Origin of the sequence: Pseudoflavonifractor hominis (assembly GCF_014288125.1) — a bacterium.
Classification (GTDB): domain Bacteria; phylum Bacillota; class Clostridia; order Oscillospirales; family Oscillospiraceae; genus Pseudoflavonifractor_A; species Pseudoflavonifractor_A gallinarum.
Window position 1 is genome coordinate 74,917 of record NZ_JACOPR010000002.1, and the last position, 17,981, is coordinate 92,897.

General features: G+C 59.0%; 27 protein-coding genes. 7 read left to right on the plus strand and 20 right to left on the minus strand.

Features of this window, described 5'->3' with window-relative positions:
• The 7 genes from H8S34_RS02990 to H8S34_RS03020 all read left to right on the plus strand — a co-directional run bounded on the left by H8S34_RS02990 (nucleotide 1) and on the right by H8S34_RS03020 (nucleotide 2,180).
• Nucleotides 1-231: a hypothetical protein gene (locus H8S34_RS02990; RefSeq protein WP_118729388.1), complete on the plus strand. Its 231-nt coding sequence runs from the start codon at nucleotides 1-3 to the stop codon at nucleotides 229-231.
• A 63-nt stretch (nucleotides 232-294) separates the two neighbouring features.
• A complete protein-coding gene (locus tag H8S34_RS02995) occupies nucleotides 295-543 on the plus strand; it encodes a hypothetical protein (RefSeq protein ID WP_186962995.1) in 249 nt (82 codons plus the stop codon).
• A gap of 16 nt (nucleotides 544-559) precedes the next feature.
• Nucleotides 560-1,030 (plus strand): hypothetical protein, encoded by a 471-nt coding sequence (locus tag H8S34_RS03000; protein ID WP_118729386.1) that lies wholly within the window; start codon nucleotides 560-562, stop codon nucleotides 1,028-1,030.
• A gap of 62 nt (nucleotides 1,031-1,092) precedes the next feature.
• Nucleotides 1,093-1,335 (plus strand): hypothetical protein, encoded by a 243-nt coding sequence (locus H8S34_RS03005; RefSeq protein ID WP_186962996.1) that lies wholly within the window; start codon nucleotides 1,093-1,095, stop codon nucleotides 1,333-1,335.
• A gap of 12 nt (nucleotides 1,336-1,347) precedes the next feature.
• Complete coding sequence (locus tag H8S34_RS03010; protein ID WP_186962997.1) at nucleotides 1,348-1,614, plus strand: zinc finger domain-containing protein; 267 nt, start codon at nucleotides 1,348-1,350, stop codon at nucleotides 1,612-1,614.
• Nucleotides 1,607-1,945: a hypothetical protein gene (locus H8S34_RS03015; protein ID WP_186962998.1), complete on the plus strand. Its 339-nt coding sequence runs from the start codon at nucleotides 1,607-1,609 to the stop codon at nucleotides 1,943-1,945. Before H8S34_RS03010 ends, H8S34_RS03015 begins: the two co-directional genes overlap by 8 nt.
• Entirely contained in the window at nucleotides 1,932-2,180 is a 249-nt protein-coding gene (locus H8S34_RS03020) for a hypothetical protein (protein WP_147574117.1), read from the plus strand. Before H8S34_RS03015 ends, H8S34_RS03020 begins: the two co-directional genes overlap by 14 nt.
• 184 nt (nucleotides 2,181-2,364) lie before the next feature.
• On the opposite strand, the gene H8S34_RS03025 is transcribed toward H8S34_RS03020, so the two are convergent.
• The 20 genes from H8S34_RS03025 to H8S34_RS03110 form a co-directional block, all read right to left on the minus strand.
• On the minus strand, nucleotides 2,365-2,697 hold the full coding sequence (locus H8S34_RS03025) for a hypothetical protein (protein WP_186962999.1): 333 nt from the start codon (nucleotides 2,695-2,697) through the stop codon (nucleotides 2,365-2,367).
• Nucleotides 2,697-3,482, minus strand: a complete 786-nt coding sequence (locus H8S34_RS03030) for a peptidoglycan recognition protein family protein (protein ID WP_243207895.1) — start codon at nucleotides 3,480-3,482, stop codon at nucleotides 2,697-2,699. The genes H8S34_RS03025 and H8S34_RS03030 overlap by 1 nt, the downstream gene beginning before the upstream one ends.
• A gap of 3 nt (nucleotides 3,483-3,485) precedes the next feature.
• Nucleotides 3,486-3,890 (minus strand): hypothetical protein, encoded by a 405-nt coding sequence (locus H8S34_RS03035; RefSeq protein ID WP_186963000.1) that lies wholly within the window; start codon nucleotides 3,888-3,890, stop codon nucleotides 3,486-3,488.
• An 18-nt stretch (nucleotides 3,891-3,908) separates the two neighbouring features.
• Complete coding sequence (locus tag H8S34_RS03040; RefSeq protein ID WP_186963001.1) at nucleotides 3,909-4,334, minus strand: hypothetical protein; 426 nt, start codon at nucleotides 4,332-4,334, stop codon at nucleotides 3,909-3,911.
• 74 nt (nucleotides 4,335-4,408) lie between these two features.
• Complete coding sequence (locus H8S34_RS15300) at nucleotides 4,409-4,525, minus strand: CD1375 family protein (protein WP_342982900.1); 117 nt, start codon at nucleotides 4,523-4,525, stop codon at nucleotides 4,409-4,411.
• A 53-nt stretch (nucleotides 4,526-4,578) separates the two neighbouring features.
• Nucleotides 4,579-4,719 (minus strand): CD1375 family protein, encoded by a 141-nt coding sequence (locus H8S34_RS03045; protein ID WP_118358554.1) that lies wholly within the window; start codon nucleotides 4,717-4,719, stop codon nucleotides 4,579-4,581.
• Between the two features lie 3 nt (nucleotides 4,720-4,722).
• Nucleotides 4,723-5,145, minus strand: coding sequence for a hypothetical protein (locus H8S34_RS03050; protein WP_147574113.1), 423 nt, complete (start codon nucleotides 5,143-5,145; stop codon nucleotides 4,723-4,725).
• Nucleotides 5,087-6,184 (minus strand): RNA-directed DNA polymerase, encoded by a 1,098-nt coding sequence (locus H8S34_RS03055; RefSeq protein WP_118358558.1) that lies wholly within the window; start codon nucleotides 6,182-6,184, stop codon nucleotides 5,087-5,089. The genes H8S34_RS03050 and H8S34_RS03055 overlap by 59 nt, the downstream gene beginning before the upstream one ends.
• Before the next feature lie 65 nt (nucleotides 6,185-6,249).
• Entirely contained in the window at nucleotides 6,250-6,468 is a 219-nt protein-coding gene (locus tag H8S34_RS03060) for a hypothetical protein (protein WP_118358560.1), read from the minus strand.
• A 201-nt stretch (nucleotides 6,469-6,669) separates the two neighbouring features.
• Nucleotides 6,670-9,378 carry a hypothetical protein gene (locus H8S34_RS03065; protein ID WP_186963002.1) on the minus strand — a complete coding sequence of 903 codons (2,709 nt, stop codon included), beginning with the start codon at nucleotides 9,376-9,378 and terminating at the stop codon, nucleotides 6,670-6,672.
• 17 nt (nucleotides 9,379-9,395) lie between these two features.
• The gene (locus H8S34_RS03070; protein WP_186963003.1) at nucleotides 9,396-9,983 is read right to left on the minus strand and encodes a phage tail protein I; all 588 of its coding nucleotides are present in this window, start codon (nucleotides 9,981-9,983) and stop codon (nucleotides 9,396-9,398) included.
• Nucleotides 9,976-11,115, minus strand: coding sequence for a baseplate J/gp47 family protein (locus H8S34_RS03075; protein ID WP_186963004.1), 1,140 nt, complete (start codon nucleotides 11,113-11,115; stop codon nucleotides 9,976-9,978). Before H8S34_RS03075 ends, H8S34_RS03070 begins: the two co-directional genes overlap by 8 nt.
• Nucleotides 11,108-11,428 carry a GPW/gp25 family protein gene (locus H8S34_RS03080; RefSeq protein WP_118358568.1) on the minus strand — a complete coding sequence of 107 codons (321 nt, stop codon included), beginning with the start codon at nucleotides 11,426-11,428 and terminating at the stop codon, nucleotides 11,108-11,110. The genes H8S34_RS03075 and H8S34_RS03080 overlap by 8 nt, the downstream gene beginning before the upstream one ends.
• A gap of 7 nt (nucleotides 11,429-11,435) precedes the next feature.
• On the minus strand, nucleotides 11,436-11,837 hold the full coding sequence (locus tag H8S34_RS03085) for a phage tail protein (RefSeq protein ID WP_118358570.1): 402 nt from the start codon (nucleotides 11,835-11,837) through the stop codon (nucleotides 11,436-11,438).
• Nucleotides 11,838-11,839: 2 nt separating this feature from the next.
• Nucleotides 11,840-12,190, minus strand: a complete 351-nt coding sequence (locus tag H8S34_RS03090) for a hypothetical protein (protein ID WP_186963005.1) — start codon at nucleotides 12,188-12,190, stop codon at nucleotides 11,840-11,842.
• Nucleotides 12,190-13,539: an SH3 domain-containing protein gene (locus tag H8S34_RS03095; protein WP_186963006.1), complete on the minus strand. Its 1,350-nt coding sequence runs from the start codon at nucleotides 13,537-13,539 to the stop codon at nucleotides 12,190-12,192. Before H8S34_RS03095 ends, H8S34_RS03090 begins: the two co-directional genes overlap by 1 nt.
• A complete protein-coding gene (locus H8S34_RS03100; protein ID WP_118729374.1) occupies nucleotides 13,536-13,748 on the minus strand; it encodes a tail protein X in 213 nt (70 codons plus the stop codon). The genes H8S34_RS03095 and H8S34_RS03100 overlap by 4 nt, the downstream gene beginning before the upstream one ends.
• The gene (locus H8S34_RS03105; protein ID WP_186963007.1) at nucleotides 13,745-17,344 is read right to left on the minus strand and encodes a phage tail tape measure protein; all 3,600 of its coding nucleotides are present in this window, start codon (nucleotides 17,342-17,344) and stop codon (nucleotides 13,745-13,747) included. Before H8S34_RS03105 ends, H8S34_RS03100 begins: the two co-directional genes overlap by 4 nt.
• 20 nt (nucleotides 17,345-17,364) lie before the next feature.
• A complete protein-coding gene (locus H8S34_RS15305) occupies nucleotides 17,365-17,490 on the minus strand; it encodes a hypothetical protein (protein WP_256435276.1) in 126 nt (41 codons plus the stop codon).
• A gap of 41 nt (nucleotides 17,491-17,531) precedes the next feature.
• On the minus strand, nucleotides 17,532-17,957 hold the full coding sequence (locus H8S34_RS03110; protein WP_118358578.1) for a hypothetical protein: 426 nt from the start codon (nucleotides 17,955-17,957) through the stop codon (nucleotides 17,532-17,534).
• Nucleotides 17,958-17,981 lie beyond the last annotated feature (24 nt).

A 17,981-nucleotide genomic window follows, 5' to 3' on the forward strand; every position in this document is an offset into this window, starting at 1 on the left:
ATGAGAAAAATTACTGTCTTCGACTTTTGCAGTCAGATCGGCGCGGCCAGCGATGAAATCCCCGTTGTGGTGAAAGCCGGTATGCAGGAGATCGGCCACTTCCGCAGCTTATACAAAATCCCAGCGCAAGCGATGCCGGGAGTTCTGGAAGCCAAAATCACCTATGTTACCATGGGCCGCGAAGAAATCATCATCCAAGTCAAGTTGAAAGACTACAACGCCAAGTTGTAATGACATGACCGGCTGACCTATCGGCACGACGGGGAGAAAGGACACGATATGGATTACAACACTATGAACGCTACCGTCAAGGGGACAACCTGTGAGGGCGAGCCTTTTACCGAAAGTCTCACATTTACCCTCGTTCCCCCCACCGACAACAAGCACTACGGCACAGGCTACTACATGACGGTTAAGACATCAACGCAAACGCTGTTGATTGACGTGCGCTACGAGCGCACCACTGACATTGAAATCCTTGCCGATAGATGGATTAAGGGTTACTACGGCGAAAACGCGCAGGACATCATCAAACAGTTCTGAGAAAGGAGAGATTTCTATGAACGAGAACGAAGCCAAGACACTGATCGAGCGTTTTGCAGAGAAGCAGCAGGGCGGGCATTTTGCCTGCCCCCGCTGCGGGAAGATGGCGATGGATGCGGAGAGCGTCACCCGCAACGCACTGAGCCGCAGGGCAACGGTCCATATCTGCGATGCCTGCGGCACGGTGGAGGCGCTGGAAGACATGACGGGGGATCGGCGGCCGCTGACCGCATGGGCTATCGTCTCCGCGCCGGAGAACTGGCGCATGAGGCGGCACTACTCCGCCGCAGCGTGGGCGCGTGAGCAGTACACCGACCGCTGGAATGATTGCCCGTACTTTCGGGATATGGTCGAGCGCGGTGAAATTCCAGCGGATTACATCGGTCGCCGTACCGTCATGATCCACGCGCCAATCAAAGGGACTGTGCTTTTGACCGAGGGCTATCATTTCACCGTGGACGATGAAGAAGGGAGACAATACCTGTGAGTAAATCTTGGACGCCCGAGGAGCTGGCCGCTGCCAGTGCCGCGATGAAAGCGGAGGGCCACATGAGCTACGAGGATTTCTGCGCCGCGCCAGTGTTGCGGCTGGAACACAGAGGCCGCGACAGCTGGGGTCGCCCTGTCTACGAGTGCGACGGTCGGCTCTATGTCGATGTCGACCCGCGCCGGAGCAGACCGGCCGACATCTGCACGAAGCAGGGCAACGCCTTTGACGGTGAGCCCTGCGACCCTGTGCCGGAGGGAACGATCATTGAGTTTGTTCCAGCACGGGACACATGGGATTTCTAAGGAGGACTGACAATGGATTACATCAAGCGTAGCGTTGTGGTGCAAAAGGTGATGGAAACGAAGTGGGAAAGCGGCTCTGATGGAGCGGCGGCTATGGAAATTGTTGCCGCTACCCCAGCCTCTGATGTTGCCCCTGTGACACACGGGGAATGGATTGAGGACGACTACGGTTATAACCGTTGCTCCGCCTGCGGCTGGGAGTGGGACGAGCCGGAGGCTGTCTCTCTGTACTGTCCTCATTGCGGCGCAAAAATGGAGGAGGGTGAAATTGATGCCTGAATACATTGAACGTGAAGCGTTACTGCTTCGCATTGATTGCCATGGCACGAACAAATTTGGTATGCTTGACGAGAATATAAGAGCTTTTGTCAAAGCACAGCCCGCCGTCGATGCCGCGCCTGTGGTGCACGGGTTGTGGATGCCTGTTTATGAAAGCGAAATGACCGGATGGGATCCCGCAGTTGCAGGACGCGACCCGATCGGCGGATATATCTGCTCTGCCTGCAAAGAGGAAGCTGTTTACGACTGCAACGACAAGTTTGTTCTGTCGAACTACTGCCCACACTGCGGGGCGAGGATGGAAGGAAGTAATGAGCATGAGACTGATTGACGCCGATAAACTCAGTGCAAGGCTAAGTCGCAACGCAACGCCGTATTTCACGGTACCAGATATCGAAAATGCGCCGACAATTGATGCCGTTCCCGTGGTACGATGCGAAAGTTGCTGCTATGCAACATGGGCGGCATGGGCGAACAAATACTCTTGCGGTCAAGTTCACGGATTGTTGGTCTTTGGAGATCATTTCTGTGCATTCGGCAAACGAGAGAGGACGGAGGGCGAATAAAAAGCCCCTCTCGCCGCCGTAGGCGAGTTGCAACACGACCTTTGCATCGTGGGAGGGTAGACGCACGCCCAAGCCGTGAAAAGCGCCACAGCGCCCAGTAAACGCGAAAGCGCCGGAAAATAGAAAAACCCCCTCGACAGGACGGTAAAATCCTGCGAGGGGGCTTTCATTGTGTGGGCGGTATTCAGATGGCGGGGCTGTCGATGCTGCCATTTTCCTCCGTGTCTGTCCGGAAGTTGTTTGCCTTGGCTGCCTCAAAGGTAATCCCGCCACGCTTGTGGTCGGACTTCGCGAGCGAGAGGTAGCCGTTTGCTCCGGCGATGATGATCGCCTCACCAACGCCGGTGGCGGCAGTAAGCCATGCAGCGGCGGCGGTATAGCCGCTTTTGATGCACAGATACATGAGGAACAGGCATTCTTGAACGATCAGCAGACCGGCCAGCATCGCCAGCAGGCACACGACCTTGCTCCATTCGACCTTGCGCTTCTTCGCGGCTCTGCGCTTGCGCCTTGCCATCAGCTCAGCCCAAACTTCTGGGCGAAGCGGTAGAGGACGGTCACCAGCTGCTCGCGGGTCATCATGTCCTCCCACATTCCGTTGAACTCATCGGAGATGCCGCCGCGAATGATGCCGTTATCCACGGCCCATTTGCGCGCTTCCTCCGAGTAGGCGGAAGCATCGTTGTCCTGAAGCTCCTTGCGCATCTCACGCCAAAGCTCCTTGAATTTGTTGATATCCATATCGTCATCCTCCTCGTCCGTGCCTGCGGAAAGCTGGGCTGTCACCTTTTCGGCGAGGTCGCCCATGCGGGCGTACATCCAGTTCCCGGGGCAGCTTTTGTTGGCAAACCAGCGGTGTACGGTCAGCACCATCTCGTCCGGTGCAGGGGTGTAGGCGAGCGTCTTGTCCTTATCCTCCAGCCAGAGCAGCTTGGTCTTGCCGTTGCGCTTGCAGATGTCGACGCAAAGCGTAATGAGGGACTGATAGACCACATCGCGGAATGCGTACGGCTCTGCACCATCGGACGCACATTCGATAGTCACCGCCCGCTGGTCGTTTGCATTGCTGGAGGAACACCAGGATCGGTTTTTCTCCTCGACATACATACCGACGCGGCCGTCTGCGCCGATTCCGTAATTGCAGCTCGCCTCTCTGGAGGCAGGGAGGAAGATATCTCCCAACCGCTCCACGCTGCACTGGCCCACTACGCAGTGCGGCGTGATGCGGTCGATCTTACGGGTCCTCTGCCCGGAGTGATTCGGGCTGAGCTTTGTGTAACTGACAAGAGGGCTATTGCTCATAGGTCATTCCTCCTCGGGGGCGGTATGGTCTTCCTTGCCCTCGCCGGAAGGCAGCGCAGTAGGCGCCGCGTCCGCCCCGGGTGTCGCGGTAGAGAGCATATCTTTCAGCTTTTTCAGTACATCAACGGCATAGGCGGTAAAGGCTGCCAGCATGGCCAGCGATACCGCTGTCATCAGGTTTACGGTCTGCCCATCGACCTCCACCACCATCAGATCGGGGTTAAGGTATCCGGCGAAGTAGACCGCGACCAGCGCCGCTGCCACAACTGCACTCTTGATGCAGCCGTTGCGGAACTTTGTCCGGTCCCACTCCCCATCAATGATGGCATTGATGGAACCGAGGGCAATGTTCGCGGCGATCAGCAGCACAAGCCCTGCGGCCAGGCGGATGATCGTCATATCCAGCATGTTCATTGTGCGTCCTCCTTACTGCAAAAAGTCGTTGCTGTCCAAGCACCGGCGATATATCGTCTTGATTCGGTCACTGGTCAGCTCTGTTACATTGTTTTCAAACTCCGGGTGATCATCGCAGTATCGTTCATAGGCAGCGATGTCCCGGAGCGTTTGGTCGAAATGATCTTTGGTGTGGCGCTCGCCGTGGAGACATTCATCGCCAAAGCGTAGAATGCGCGTCCGGCAGTTGACAGCCTTTTCCTCGGCCATGCCAGACCGAACGCACTGCAGCTCGCTTTCGAGCTTTCCGACCTTCTCCAAGACCTCGCTGTTGATAGCGCGCCCGAAAGCCTTTGCTATTGCAGACCACGGATTGATTTTGATGGGGGCGAGCTGGAGCAGCGTCAGCAGCACAAACAGCGCACTTCCCCCACCAAACAAAATCTCCTTGAGCGTCATCTCTCAATCCTCCTCTGCGCGTGATAAGAAGGGCAGCCCCCGCAAAGGAGCTGCCCTCCGTATCAATGCCGTGGTCAGACGGTGACTTCGAGATCTGCCAGGATCTCCTCGACCTGCTTCCGAATCAGGCTCGGAACCTGGTCGATGGTCTTCTTGCCCTTGACGATCAGGGTCGCGTAGACAACTGCCATAACTGCTACCTCCTTTCCCATCAGAATGTATAAAAGAAGGAGCCGAAGGCTTTTCATAAGCCCTCAGCTCCATTCTTGCTATTTTCGAGGATTTCCCGGACGGCTGCTTGCAGCGGGTCAGGAACTTCCTCAATCGTCTTTTTCCCTTTGCGGATCAGGTCTGCGTAGACCTTCACCATGTAATTGCTCGCCATCGGTTACTCGCCTCCTGTTGTAGATGTCACGGCGACGATCTGTTCGTAGACATCGCATAGCGCCATCTGCGTATCGGTGACCTGCCCCTCAAGGCTCGTCACCTTTTCCGTCAATGCCGCCTTGTCGGTCTCCAGGTCGGCTACCTGCTGCTGCAGGGAGGGGATCGTCTTACCCTCCGCCTCATGCAGCTTGGCTTGCGCCAGATAACCGGCATAGTTGCCGAGGATGTCTTCACTCAGGCCGTCGTACATATTCAGCTCCAGGTGATATTCGTCGTACACCCACCCGCTGATGGTCAGCTCGTCCCGCTTTTCCTCAAACGGCTCGGCGTTCTCATAGAAGCGTACCAGGGCTACCCCCGGCTTATTAGGCTGCTCCTCCAGCGAGAATGCGTTGCTGGGCGCGTTGTCGCCTCTTACTCTCATTTCGCACGACCTCCTTCAGATGTTTTACTCCAATCGGGTCAATGTACTTCACCCGAATTGTATGACTATTGCAGTGTTTCAGTTGCCCGGCGCGGCTTAGCAGCCCGGAGGCCTGGGCGAACATGATAGGCTTCCCGGCGTCAAGCCGTTTCTTGACGCGGCGGCATTGCCGGGTGAAGCGCAGGAAATTCCGCTTGCGCAGAATGACATGAGTGCGGGAAAAGCGGTAGCCGACCGCGCTCACCATGCGCTTTGCCGTGGGATAGATCTGCCAGTTCGCTTTCATGGACAGGCCGAGCCGCTGCTGCATGAACGCGGCGATCAGCTTCCGCGCCTTGTGCAGCTGCTTCTTATTCGGCCCGAGCAGGGTGATGTTGTCCATGTAGCGGGTCATATACTTCACGCCCGGCAGCGTCATGATGTACTGGTCCAGAGACTCCAGGTAGAAGTTTGCCAGCCATTGGCAGATGTAATACCCGATAGCCAGCCCGCCGCCGCAGGATTCGATGATGGAATAGACCGTCCGCAGAAAGCGCTTGTCCTTGATCTTCCGCGCAAGAGCCCAGATCAGGCGCTTGCCGGAGATGCTGGGGTAATACTGCGCGACGTCAAGCTCCGCGGCGTACTTCGTTCCCTTCGGGTCGTTGCGAAGCGCGCCGCGGATTTTCTTGTAGATATGCTTCCCGCCGCGTCCCGGAATGGACGCACAGGACCACGGGTGCATACCGCGCATAAGCACCGGCTTCATAGCCGTCACAAGCATCCATTGGATCACGCCGTCCGGCCAGAACGGGACCATCTTGATCTTCCGGTGCTTCTCGCTGCTCTCATCATAGATCTCGCGGATCTTCGGCTCGGACGGTACAAAGCTCTCGGTTGCGACCAGCTCATAGGTCTTTTCGACATACCCGTCCAGGTCCGCCAACACAGGGGCGATGTCTTTACGACTCCGGCGCCCCTTTGCCGCCTCCTGAATGACAGCGCGAATGAAGTCCCGGTCAACCATCTTGTCGTAGAGATAGCCGACTCGTTTCGGCATAGGATTTTCCCTCCGTCCTTGTTTGCCTGCGAGGTTATTCGAGCCGAAGCCTACTAAACCCCGTCCTATGCGGCAATATTTTCACCAAGCGGTGAGGGAAAGCCTGCGCCAGTCAAAAGAAAAACAAGTAGTCGCGCGCCGACGTTCGAGTTCGTGTTCGACGAGGTGTTGTTCGCGTTGAAGTAGAAAAGGCCGGCATTGCCGCCATTGTTCCAGTTGCCACCCACAAAGAGGACACGCCAGCCAGAGTTGTAGTTGGCGTAGAAATCAAGCCCTCGGCGCATGGCGCAGACAGTCCCGGAGATAATTATACCCCCGGCCTGCCACGCATATGGAAAAACGGGAGAAAATAACAGAATACGTTATTTTCAAAAATCGTGTCGACGGGGCTTCGCCCCGTACCCCATTCAGCTTTTGGGCTTGCGCTTATGCCGCCAGCTGGTGCAGGCGGGAAAGCTCCGGGGGCTGCGGCCCCCGGTCCCCCATTAGGGGTGGAAAAGGAGTCGCGCGCCGACGTCCGAGAGCGTGACCGACGAGGTGTTGCCCGCGTAGAAGTAGAAAAGGCCGGCATAGCCGCCAAGGCTCCAGCCGCCACCCACAAAGAGGACACGCCAGCCAGAGCTGCAGTAGGCGTAGTCCGGAATATAGGTTGTTTCGCTTCCTCCGACCCCCGTGGGGAAGAACGCCCAGGGCATGGCAGCCGCTACGCCGATGGCCGTGATGTACCCATCGCTCTGTATCTTGGAGCCGATGTTCGTATAGTTGGCCGCGGTGTCATCTGCATAGCTCGCAGGGTTCAGGCAGACATATACCGTTCCGTCGGAGAAGTTGATCCCGTCGATAAACTCGAAGACATTGCCGTAGGGATTCTCGATGTGCCGGTACTGGACGGCGGTCTTTCCGTTCGTCCCAGCTGCGCGTCCGGTATGGTAAGTCATGCTGTCCGTGCCGCCGGAAGAAATGGCAGAGCTGTTGCCGTCGACATAGCCGCGCCCGATTTTGCTCTGGCTGTCCCAGTCGGAAAACTCCACCAAATAGAGCAGCCAGACCGCGCACCAAGACGCGAAGTCATACTCGCTCCACTTGCTACCCTTTCCTCTGGCACCGGAACGAGCCGATGCGCGGGTCAGGTTGACCAGCGGCGCAGCGCCGGTCTTGGAATAATGGCCGGAGATCGTGTTGTAGCGGCCGACATACTTGCCGGAGCCGGGGTGCTTGGTGAAGCCGCTCTTGGCCTTATCCGCGATGTAGAAGTACCGTTTCTTGTTGGCGGCATCGTCGATAATACGGAAGTAATACTCGGGGATGAAGACAACGGTATCGTAGCTGCTTCGAGAGAAGCCGCTCTGCCCCTTCTTGTAGCTTACGGCATTGTTGATGATGTTGTACTCGTCCATGCCGCTCCACGGGAGATAGTTGTCGAAGGGAGAGCTGCCGGCGCCGGTACCGATCGCAGGCGCGGGATTCGTGGTGATGTCGACATTGACCAGTCCGTTCGGATCGGTGGACTTTTTCAGGCGGGTCAGCGCCGTCGACTGTGCATTGTAATTCCAGCAGACACCGAAGACCTTGACATAGGACAGCTCCAGCGTATAGCCGGTGTAGGAGCTGCAAGCTACGCTGCCGGTGGCCGTCTCGCCGTTCTTGGTGGCGGTGACGCTCCACGTGCCGGTGTTCGGCAGGTAGAACTTTGCCGTTCCGCTGCTGGTGGCCGTGAGTGTGGTGGAGCCGTTGACCGCCTTGACCGTAGAGCCGCTGTCGATGGTGACGGTGAGGGTGCAGAACTTCACCGTTGCGGTGTAACTGCCGCCGGAGGTCGACACCGATGCGGACGCCGTGGACGAGGATACCCCGCTCTTGGTGGCCGTCACGGAATAGGTGCCGGCATAGTTGACGGTCAGCGCACACTTGCCGTTGCTGCCGCAGGTGCCGGTATACTGCTTCGTGCCAAGCGCGGCGGTCACGACTGCGCCGGATTCCGCCGTTACGGTCAGCGTAGCCGCGAAGTAACTCAGCGTCACCGCGTACTGCTTGACCTGATCCACGACCACAGTCTCGGTGGCGGTGGTCTGCCCGTTCAGCGTGGCATACAGCGACCATGTGCCGTAGCCGGGAAGATCAAAAACGCATTTACCGCCGACGCTGGTGCCGGTCAGAGTAGTCTCGCCGTTCGTACAGGTGATAGCCGATCCGGTGGCAACAGAGACCTCCAGCTGTGGAGACACGCCGCCGCCCTTGGGCTTTTCCCATGTATATACGCCGGTCTGATCGTTGGCTGCCGTGCAGTAGAAGGTCTGCATGGTGTCTGTGTTCAGATACGACTGGCCGACCGAGCCCTTCGTGCTGGAGGTCGGATCGGTCTTGCCGGTGAGTGGCTTACTTCCGTCCAGCCCCTTGGAGAGCGTGTCGAGGTCGACGGAAACGCCATCAAGGAAGGTGCCGAGCGATTCACCGTTATAGGTCAGATCGGCCGCGTCGCTGGCGCCGGACAGCTTCCACTGATACTTGCCGCTGCTGTCCTTGCCGTTGCAGACGTATTCCTTGCCCGTAGCGCCGTCATAGTAATGCTGCCCTGCGGTACCCTCGGTCGTGTCTGTCGGCGCTCCTGAGCCTGTTGCAAGTGGATAACCGTAGTCCTTTCCGGCGACTGCCGCAGAGATATTCCCGTTCCCGTCGCCCAGCAGCAGACCCTTGACCATGATCTTGTCCTGCTTGGTCTTTACCGCCTCAGCGATGGCGGCGGACATATCGCTCTGCGTGACGCAGGCGCTGGTGTCGACCGTCACCGTCCATGTGCCGGTATTCGAGCAGGAGATCAGCGCGTAAAAGGTGTAGACGAAATCCGGCGATTCTGTCTTGCTGGGAATGGGAACGCCCTGCTCCAGCTGGAACAAGGCGATCATGGCGGATGCTCCTCCGTCCACGCTGGCAGATACGCGGAACTGATTCAACGTATAGGCCGTATTCGGCGCAGCAATGCGGAGCTTCAGGCGAATGCCGGAAGATACTCTCTCGCCGCCCAGCAGGCTCGCGGTCTGCTTTTCATTGACGAGGGCGGTCTGTGCCATCATTGCCGCCGCCGCGACGGTGCCCTGCCCCGCAGCTGCGCTGTCGAAGTTCAGGGTCTTTTCATTCACCCACTCATTGAGCAGGCTGTTGCCGGCGTTGGTGATGACGCCGTTCCATGTTGCCATAGTAAAACACCTCCGTGTCAGTATCGAATGGCGGCCGCGCTGTCGACCAGCTCGCAGCCGATACAGGCCGCGCCGAAATACTCTGTTGCCAGTCCTCCGGCGTCGTAGTATTCTACCTCGTCCAGCACCGAGCGCAGATTCTTGTAAAAGTCAACGCGGTCGATCACGCGCTGATGTCTGACGGGGTCGACATTCTCATAGGTGGCGTCGATCAGCAGCTTGAAGTGGTACGGCTTGCCGCCGTATTCCCACCATTCACTGACCTGCGTATCGGGGTAGATGGCGGAGATCGCCAGCACGACCGCCGCCTTGGTGCCGAGCCTGCGGTGAACACTCCATGAGTCTTTCAGCGTCCGGCGCTTTTCCTCCAGGGTGTAGTTGGCGTCCCACCAGTCAACCTTGAAGTCGTTCGCCAGAATGTCCAGCAGCTCGTTCGGGAGCCGGTCGATCTGTGAGTAGATCGACACGCGCTCAATCTCGCCTACGCGGGCAGCCAGCACCTCGGCAACGGCAGAGGCAAGTGCTGCCATATTGTCGTCATTGGCAAGGACTGCCGGCAAGGAGGCCAGCAGGTTTTCCTTCGTGATGCCGTGCGCCTCATTCATCCTCGTAGCCCCCATTCGTGGCCGTGATGGTCCCGACCGACGCAACCTGCGGCGTCGTGTCGTCGGAGCCATCCCGCAGCGTGGTAAAGACCGGGCTGGTCAGCGCCACGCGCTTGATGCCGGTCTGCATGAGCTTTCCAATCAGCACGGAGGGGTTGATGTCGCGCCCCAGCTTCCCGCACTGCCACGCGACGAACTCAGCCACGGCCTTGTCGACCGCAGCCTTGATCTCTGTGGAGCTGAGGGAACTGTCCTTCGGCACATAGTAGGTGAAGGTGATATTGTAGCTCACCTTCTGCGGGTCCTTGACAGAGACCTTATCCGTCAGCGGCCGCACCGTGTCATCGTTGCAGGCGGAAAGGACAGCATTCTTGATCTCCGTGGTAGCGATGGTGCCGTCGTCCATGAGGACATAGAGGTCCACCGCTCCGTCGCTGGGGCTGTTCGCCACCACGTCGGCGATCTTGGTGCTGACCTGCTTGGCAAAGTAGATATACCCGCCCTTGGCTCCGGCGCAGCTGTAAGCGTCCTGACTGGCGCGCATCAGCTCATAGAACTCGTCGTCAGTGGCCTGGTCTGCGCCGTCATCGCTGGCGGTGAGGTTTTCGCAGCGCTCACAGTAGTCGAACAGGTCAACGAAGGTGTTGATCTGTCCTGCTGCGTAGCCGTTGCCGACCGCACCAACAGTCTGGCAGCGGATCTGCACATCGGCATAGGTCTCGCCGATGGACACATAGGCATCCGCGACCGTCTCCCATGTCAGCGTACCGCTGGCGTCGGTGACGCGCGTACCGGCAGGAATGAGGATCGCCGTGGTCTGTGCCTCGGAGATATGAAAGCGCTCGGTGCAGACCGCAGCCTGCGCCGCCGGGCGCTGCGTGACATAGAACAGCTCGGCCAGCGCGTCCAGGTTTTCCCCTTCCGCGCGGCTTGGGATATTCTGATTACCTGTGTAATTGTTCAGCCCGCGCTCCTGGATCACCACGGCGGCCACGAACTGGATAAACAGCTTTTCGGGGCTGGCGGGCTTCACGCTGACGCCGGTGATTTTTTCGTAAATGGAGATCAGCAGCGATTCCACCGCTTCGGTGTCGGTAGAAACAAACTGATATCCCGTATTTCTCTCACTCATTGATGATGTTCACCTCCACGGTAGGGATCAGCCTGCCCGGGGCGTTTCTGTCGGCCGCAAAGGTCACATTCACCACCTCGGCGCGGGGCTCATATTCTTCCACTGCCTCTTTGACCTCGGAATACATCATAGGCATAGCTACCGGCAGAGGCTTATCCACGAACTTCTGAGGAAGACCGAAGCCGCGATACAACGGACAGGTCCCCTGCCGCGTGGAAAGGATAATGGCGATATTCTGCAAGACAGAGCGGACGGTGTCAGTCTCGTTGAGCTGCACCGCGCCGATGTCAGATGCGGTCACCTTGTAGCTCATGGCAGCTTTACCCCCTCAGATACTCTTGCAGGCTGACGGACACGGTGGCGCTGGTGACGTTGCCGCGTCCGTCATAGGTTTTCATCTTCATCTTGTGATCAAGCACGGACCAGCGATATTTCCCGTAGCCCTTGTTGCCGATCACCAGCGGGACGGCAATGCCGCCGCGCTCATAGTTCCACAGCTTCACGACCTCGGCGATAGGATCAACGCCGAGGTAAGCGGAGAGAACGATGTCGAAGGTCATCTTGTCGGGGTCAAGGCCGGTGAACTCCGTAAGGGCGTGTGTGCCGTGCCGCTGATGGGTCGCGTACCGGGCCGACCCAGACCAGGTGACATTATTGATCGTTTCGATCGTGCGGTCAGACACCGTAAAAACGATGTCGCCCAGACAGCCGACCATTCCCATGCTCAAAAACCTCCTAACACAAAACCGTCCCCGTTGAATACCGGAAGGTATAGGCAGAGGACGCGGTCATTCACCTTCGGCATCCAGTAGGTCAGATGCGAGCCGGGCAGGTGGTCGTGGTCGGGGAATTCGCTGGCTGTGCCGCCGCCGGTGAAGGTGTCCGTGATCTCATGCGTGTGCTTTGCGTCCGGCTTTATGTAGAAATTCGCTCCGTAGTGCTGGAGCACATAGAGCCAGTCCGAAATGATGCCTGTGTCCTTAAACTTGACACGAGCCCTGCGCTTTGCGCTGTCGACGGCCGTTACCGTGCCGGTCTGAACGAGCCTCGAAAGGATATTCTGCAGTTCGTCCATCAATATCCCTCCAATGTCTTGCGCAGCTTGACCTGCGTGGTATAGCCGGACGAGCCGACCGAGTGCGCAGCCTGCTCCACAATGTATTTCCCGTCCCACGCACCCCAGCCGGTGAGCTTGGCTGTGATGCCGGCCACGATATCGGGATTGCCGGGCAGCGTAAAGGTCGCGGTCTTTGCGTACTTGTTGTGTAGCCGGAGATATTTTTCGGCCTTGGTCTTGGCCTCGGCCACGCTTGCCACCTTCGCGGTGATCTCCAGCTGCTGGTTGTTCTTGGCCTTGTCGTTGTAGTCCTCGACCTTGACGGTGGCCTCGATGCACTTCCCTGTGCCGGGGTCTGTGTAGCTGACGCGGCAGGAAGCGTACTGCGTTCCGGCCGTTCCCGCGTTCAGCTTGTGCTTGGTGTAGCTGCCGCTGCCGCGGACGATGGTCAGCACGGGGGATTTCTTCTCGTAATCCTCCTGGTCGAAAAGTACGATCAGGTTATTGGTGGCTTTCAAAGAGATGCCCGCCTCGTGGCACAGCTTGGAGAGAAAGGCGATGTCGCTCTGCTTGTACTGCTCCACGCGGCCATAGGACGGGTCGCTGTTGGCGAGGAACATACAAGTCATTCCGTTGGCAGCGGCCATCTCGTTTGCGATGCCGGAAAGCGTGTAGGCCTCCCATGCCTTGGATTTCTCCGTCTGACGGATCTGTGCGCTGTACGGAAGAGCCGTCGCCTTGATGGTGATGGTGTTCGGCGGGCCGGAGGCGTCAACGCTGTCCAGCTCAAACTGTCCGCAGTCCAGCACCTTATCCCTGCCGCCGCCCGTCCAGTTCTCCCGAACGAACACGGCGCTGATCTTGAAGCCGGCGCCGGACGCAGAGGCAGGAGCGGCGGCAGAAGCATCGCCGCCCCCGCCGCCGGATTCCTTGATGTACGATGCGCTGACATAGGCGGTTTTGCCGTTATAGCTGACCTTCGCCCAGCCGTTTTCGATGCCCTCGACCTGCAGCTCCGCGCCGCAGACCAGAGCACCGTATTTACCGTAGCTGGTGCTGGGGCCAGAGCGGACATTCAAGCCGCTTTTGGCGGTGACCTTGTAGGACTTTGCCGCGCCATCGGTCTTGGCCTTGGAGGACGCGGACAGGCTCCCTGCGGAGGCTGCTGCGTCGATGGCATCGGCCAGCCACTTTTTGAGCCATATATCATCGCGGTCCTGAAGCTTCAGCTGCAGATCGTCGGTGCCGTCCGCCTCCTTGTCGGTGTAGGTGGCCGACAGGAAATAGGGGCGCATACTGCCGGTGATGTCCGCGCCCTGGAAAAATATCTGCGCCGTGACGCGGCGCGCCTGATTCGGGCTGCTCATCCGACCACCTGCTTCCACGGGGGCAGGGCATCGCCGACATCCTCGGCAGGGTCGGGCAGCTTCAGCACGATCCCGGCCGGAAAGGTGTAGTACCCGAGATACTGCGGATTGAGATTCATCAGCCGGTCGGTGTACGCTTCGCTCCCCAGCTGGGAGAAGGCGATGCTGTCCCACATATCGCCCTGAATGGTGGTGTAGGTCTTACTCATTTGTAGGCCCTCCTTGCGGTGTCGATGCCGGCCTCCTCCATGACTTCAAGGACGCGCTCGGCGAACTCGTCTCCGTACTCACGCAGAGCTTCCACCGTCTCGGGCGATGCGCTGCCGTTGATCTGAAACACGATCTGCAGCTCCACCGATCCGGCGCCGGAGCCTGCGCCCGGCTCTGCCGAAAGCGCGCCGTCGCCATGGATGGCGTGCAGTGCCTCCAGCAGCTGCGGGGCGAAGGTGATGGCCTGGATTTCCATGCTCTCGCGCATAGCGGCGGTCTCCTCGGCGGTCATGACCTGCTCGCCGCCGTTGAAGTAGACCAGCTCCGGGCCGTTTTCGCCGACGAGGGCAAAGCCGGGTGCGGCGGACTGTGTACCAACTGCGTAGCCGGGAATGCTGCCGGCCGTTCCGGTACCGGACGCGGACAGTGCGGCTCTGGCTGCGGCGGCGACGCGGTTGTAGGCAGCGGTCACCTGTGGCAGCATACCGACAGCTCCGTCGATAAAGCCCTGAATGGTGGCCTGCGCGCTTGCCTTGGCCTCGTCGCCAAGGTCCATCGCTTCAATGTCCTCAGCAAGCGCCGTCTGCAGCTCGTCCATGGTGGCCGTGAAGTCGGTCTTGAGGTCGGCTACGCTCCCCGCTGCGTTCTGCTGCTCCTGCTGCAGAGTCTTCCAGTTGGCTACCATCGTGGCCAGCTGCTCGTCGGTAGCGCCTGCCATGCCGGCGATCGCGTTCACGCTGTCGGAGCTGCCGTCAGCAAAGGAGGCGATCATGTCGCTCAGTCCCTCGATGTCGGCGCTGCGGTCAGTCAGGGATTGCAGGTTGGCGTTGTAGTCCTGCCAGTAGGTGATCTGGCTCTCCAGTGCAGAATTGATGCTGCCTGCGCTGGTTGCAACGACCTTTGCGGCCTCGTCCCAAAGCTGATACTGTCCGGATATGCTTTCGTATGCCGCGCTGTACGCCTCGTTGTAGGACTCCACAAGGGCGTTGATCTTTTCCTGTACGCCGGAGATGGCAGCCTGGAACTCGCTGACCTGTGCAGCAGCCTCTTCGGACGCGCCAGTGCCTTCGTTCATGGAGGCGGTCAGATTCTTGACCGCCTCTTCCGCGAGGGCGATCTCCGCCTCAGCATCGGAAACGGCGTCTGCGTCCTCTTCCATCGCCTTGTTGTAATTTTTGATGGACTTCTCAGCCGCCCATATCTCGTTGTTGGTGTCGTAGATGGAGTTTTGCAGGTCGTAGTATTCCTGCGAGAGAAAAGCGGTCGCATCGGTGTAATAGCCGTACTGGTCGTAATAGGCATCCGCCTGCTTCTGCGCGTCTGCCCATAGCGCATCCATCTGCGCGTAAGTATCAGACAGCTTCTGCTGGGCGGCCTCCAAGCTGTACTGCGCCTTGGTGAGCCCGATGCTGTTTTCTTCTGCCTCGATCAGCACAGCGGAATACTGGGAGTACAGCTCGGTGAGCTGATCCTGATAAGCCTGCTGCATGGCATTCTGCTTCCACGCCTCGGTGTTGGCGCGGAGTGCTTCGGTGCCGCCGTTGATGGTGTCGGTTTCGAGGTCGATACAATCGGCCAGCTCCGGTACCACCTGGCAGAGCAGAGCCAGGGTGTTGTGGTACTGCCTGTGCTGCTCGTCGGTATTGAGCCCCGCCGCCTCCAGCTCCTCCAGCTTGCCGATGTAGGTGTCTGCGACGCCTGCAGCGGCCATGGTGGAGGTAACAGTATCGTCATAGGTGGCCTTGGCCTCGTCCATCGCCTCCCGCATTCCTCGGGCGGCTTCGGTCAGCTCCTTCACACTGGGTACGGCGTCATTCGCCGCAGCGGTGGCCAGAGCAACTATGCCGGCCGTGATTGCGGCCACGGCAGCGGTAACGCCCATGATGACATTGACGCCAGGGATCGCCGCAGTGAGAATTGCACTGGCGGCTGCGGCTATCTTTGCAGCGACCGCATAGGCAGCCAGCGCGGCGACGACCGCGCCGATCACGCCTGCAAAGGCGGTGATGGCATTGACCAACGCCGGGTTCTTCTGAATGAACGCCGTAATGCTGTTGAGGACCTTCGTGCCGACGCCGTAAGCCTCGCTGAGCGCGGGAGTATAGGCGTCGCCGATGGCTACCTTGAGGTTGTTGTAGGCGTTCTGCATCATGGTCAACCGGCTCTGCGCGGTGGCGTATCGCTTGTTGGCCTCGTTGGTAAGGGCGGTGTTTTGCTGCCAGGCGGTATTTGCAGTGTTCACCGCGCCGGTCATCTGGTCTGCGGCAAGACCCAGGGCTTTGAGCATATTGCTCTGCCGGATGCCGGTCAGACCCAGGTCTTCCAGTACGAGGACGGTGCTCTCGCCCTGCTCGTCCAGCTTGCCGAGCCCGCCGATGAAGGAAGTCAGGGCGCTCATGGCGTCGTTCTTCCACGCAGAAGAAAATTCTTCGGAGGACATACCCGCGATACGGGCGAACTCCGCAAGGTCGTCCCCGCCCTTTGCAACGGCCTTTTCAATGGCGTTGAGCGTCTGGGTCATGGCGGTACCGCCCGCCTCGGCTTCGATGCCGACAGAGGACATCGCCGCCGCCAGAGCCATGATCTCCGGCTCGGTCAGTCCGGCCAGCTTACCCGCCGACGCCAGGCGCGTACCCATCGCCACGATCTCGGATTCCGTCGTGGCGAAGTTGTTGCCAAGGTCAACGATGACAGAGCCGAGCCGTCCGTAATTGTCCGTTGCCATGCCGGTAATGTTGGCGAAGCGCGCAAGGGAGGTTGCTGCCTCGTCAGCTGTCATGTTGGTGGCAGTGCCGAGCATGGTCATGATCTCGGTGAAGTCCAGCAGGGCGTCCTTTTGGATGCCGAGCTGTCCCGCGGCTTCGGTTACCGCCGCGATCTCCTCTGTGGTGGCGGGAATCTCCGTGGACAGCGCCTTGATGGAATCCGACATTGCCGCCAGTTCCTCGTCTGTGAGGTCTGTGGTCTTGGCGACGCCGGTAATGGCGCTCTCAAAGTCCATCGACGCCTGCGCGCAGCTGGCGAAGTATTCGTAGATCTCTTTCAGGGCGACGGCGATGCCTGCGGCCACGATGGCCTCGTGTACCTGATTAAAGGCCTGCCCCGCCTTGTCGCCGAAGGTCATAGCTTTATCGGCGGCCTCGCCCTGCTTCTTTTTCAGCGTGTCGATCTTGCCGGCAAGCTGCTCGGAGCTGTGGGAGAGGTCGTCGGTATTGACGCCTGCCTCTTCCAGAGCCCCGCTCAGCTCGTTCAGCTTTGCCGTCTGCTTCTCCAGCGAGGCGGAGGTCTTGTCGATCTGAAGCTGCTTTGCCAGCAGCTTGTTCTTCATGTCGGCGGACTCGTTGCCGGTCTCCTCCATCTCCCGCTGGATATTGTCATATTGCTGCCGCAGCATTTCCAGCCGCTTCCGTGTCGCTTCCACGGCTGCCTGCTGCTTTTGAAATGCGGAAATATCCGCCTGTGTCTTGGAGAGGGCCTGAATTTCTTTCTGCATGGACACAATTTCCTGCTGAGCGGCCTTGAAGGTCTTGCTGTAACTGCCTCCAAGCTGCGCATTCAGCTGGAATAGCATCTCATACTCTTTGCGGCCTGCCATAGACGGCCCTCCTTTCAGATTTATTTATTCTTGCGTCGCTCCCGCGCCTCCTTCACAAGCTGGTTGCTGACTTTGATCCACTTGCACAGGGACGGCAGGGGCAGCGACAGCCAGTAGGAAACGGGGGTCTGATTGGTTTTCGCCATCGTAAGACATTGCCTGCGGAGCCAGACGCCGCCGTCGCCGGTTACAGCTCCGATGCCAGCAAAAAAGAGCGAGCCTTGCCTCTGACGCGGTTGAACTCGAAGATGGGCAGGGCGCGCAGGGCGTCGTCGCCGATACGGCGGGGATGGCCGCTGGCGTCGATGATGGTGTTGGTGCAGGCCCGCGCCGCCATGCGCACCAGGAACTGGCCGGAGAAGGTAGGCGAGATGGTGGGCTTGCCGATGGCCTGAAGCTCGTCCTCAATGGCAAGAGCGTCATCGCCGGTCAGCCCCTCAAAGTCGAAGTTCAGCTCGTCAAAGGTCTGCCCCTCGTAGGTGAAGGGCCTTTTCAGCTTGAGTGTGTAGTTGCCTACGCTCTCCTTGGCCTGCGCCTCGGCGGCGGCGTACTCGTCGTGATCGACGGTGGAGAAAGCGTCGGCGGGAACAACGGTCTTGTTGATATCAGCCATGGTGATAACTCCTTTCAAATCTCA

Excerpts from the sequence above, each read along its gene's own strand:
- H8S34_RS02990 (WP_118729388.1), top strand. The coding sequence starts at position 1 with ATGAGAAAAATTACTGTCTTCGACTTTTGCAGTCAGATCGGCGCGGCC.
- H8S34_RS02995 (WP_186962995.1), top strand. The coding sequence starts at position 295 with ATGAACGCTACCGTCAAGGGGACAACCTGTGAGGGCGAGCCTTTTACC.
- H8S34_RS03000 (WP_118729386.1), top strand. The coding sequence starts at position 560 with ATGAACGAGAACGAAGCCAAGACACTGATCGAGCGTTTTGCAGAGAAG.
- H8S34_RS03005 (WP_186962996.1), top strand. The coding sequence starts at position 1,093 with ATGAGCTACGAGGATTTCTGCGCCGCGCCAGTGTTGCGGCTGGAACAC.
- H8S34_RS03010 (WP_186962997.1), top strand. The coding sequence starts at position 1,348 with ATGGATTACATCAAGCGTAGCGTTGTGGTGCAAAAGGTGATGGAAACG.
- H8S34_RS03015 (WP_186962998.1), top strand. The coding sequence starts at position 1,607 with ATGCCTGAATACATTGAACGTGAAGCGTTACTGCTTCGCATTGATTGC.
- H8S34_RS03020 (WP_147574117.1), top strand. The coding sequence starts at position 1,932 with ATGAGACTGATTGACGCCGATAAACTCAGTGCAAGGCTAAGTCGCAAC.
- H8S34_RS03025 (WP_186962999.1), bottom strand. The coding sequence starts at position 2,697 with ATGGCAAGGCGCAAGCGCAGAGCCGCGAAGAAGCGCAAGGTCGAATGG.
- H8S34_RS03030 (WP_243207895.1), bottom strand. The coding sequence starts at position 3,482 with ATGAGCAATAGCCCTCTTGTCAGTTACACAAAGCTCAGCCCGAATCAC.
- H8S34_RS03035 (WP_186963000.1), bottom strand. The coding sequence starts at position 3,890 with ATGCTGGATATGACGATCATCCGCCTGGCCGCAGGGCTTGTGCTGCTG.
- H8S34_RS03040 (WP_186963001.1), bottom strand. The coding sequence starts at position 4,334 with ATGACGCTCAAGGAGATTTTGTTTGGTGGGGGAAGTGCGCTGTTTGTG.
- H8S34_RS15300 (WP_342982900.1), bottom strand. The coding sequence starts at position 4,525 with ATGGCAGTTGTCTACGCGACCCTGATCGTCAAGGGCAAGAAGACCATC.
- H8S34_RS03045 (WP_118358554.1), bottom strand. The coding sequence starts at position 4,719 with ATGGCGAGCAATTACATGGTGAAGGTCTACGCAGACCTGATCCGCAAA.
- H8S34_RS03050 (WP_147574113.1), bottom strand. The coding sequence starts at position 5,145 with ATGAGAGTAAGAGGCGACAACGCGCCCAGCAACGCATTCTCGCTGGAG.
- H8S34_RS03055 (WP_118358558.1), bottom strand. The coding sequence starts at position 6,184 with ATGCCGAAACGAGTCGGCTATCTCTACGACAAGATGGTTGACCGGGAC.
- H8S34_RS03060 (WP_118358560.1), bottom strand. The coding sequence starts at position 6,468 with ATGCGCCGAGGGCTTGATTTCTACGCCAACTACAACTCTGGCTGGCGT.
- H8S34_RS03065 (WP_186963002.1), bottom strand. The coding sequence starts at position 9,378 with ATGGCAACATGGAACGGCGTCATCACCAACGCCGGCAACAGCCTGCTC.
- H8S34_RS03070 (WP_186963003.1), bottom strand. The coding sequence starts at position 9,983 with ATGAATGAGGCGCACGGCATCACGAAGGAAAACCTGCTGGCCTCCTTG.
- H8S34_RS03075 (WP_186963004.1), bottom strand. The coding sequence starts at position 11,115 with ATGAGTGAGAGAAATACGGGATATCAGTTTGTTTCTACCGACACCGAA.
- H8S34_RS03080 (WP_118358568.1), bottom strand. The coding sequence starts at position 11,428 with ATGAGCTACAAGGTGACCGCATCTGACATCGGCGCGGTGCAGCTCAAC.
- H8S34_RS03085 (WP_118358570.1), bottom strand. The coding sequence starts at position 11,837 with ATGGGAATGGTCGGCTGTCTGGGCGACATCGTTTTTACGGTGTCTGAC.
- H8S34_RS03090 (WP_186963005.1), bottom strand. The coding sequence starts at position 12,190 with ATGGACGAACTGCAGAATATCCTTTCGAGGCTCGTTCAGACCGGCACG.
- H8S34_RS03095 (WP_186963006.1), bottom strand. The coding sequence starts at position 13,539 with ATGAGCAGCCCGAATCAGGCGCGCCGCGTCACGGCGCAGATATTTTTC.
- H8S34_RS03100 (WP_118729374.1), bottom strand. The coding sequence starts at position 13,748 with ATGAGTAAGACCTACACCACCATTCAGGGCGATATGTGGGACAGCATC.
- H8S34_RS03105 (WP_186963007.1), bottom strand. The coding sequence starts at position 17,344 with ATGGCAGGCCGCAAAGAGTATGAGATGCTATTCCAGCTGAATGCGCAG.
- H8S34_RS15305 (WP_256435276.1), bottom strand. The coding sequence starts at position 17,490 with ATGGCGAAAACCAATCAGACCCCCGTTTCCTACTGGCTGTCGCTGCCC.
- H8S34_RS03110 (WP_118358578.1), bottom strand. The coding sequence starts at position 17,957 with ATGGCTGATATCAACAAGACCGTTGTTCCCGCCGACGCTTTCTCCACC.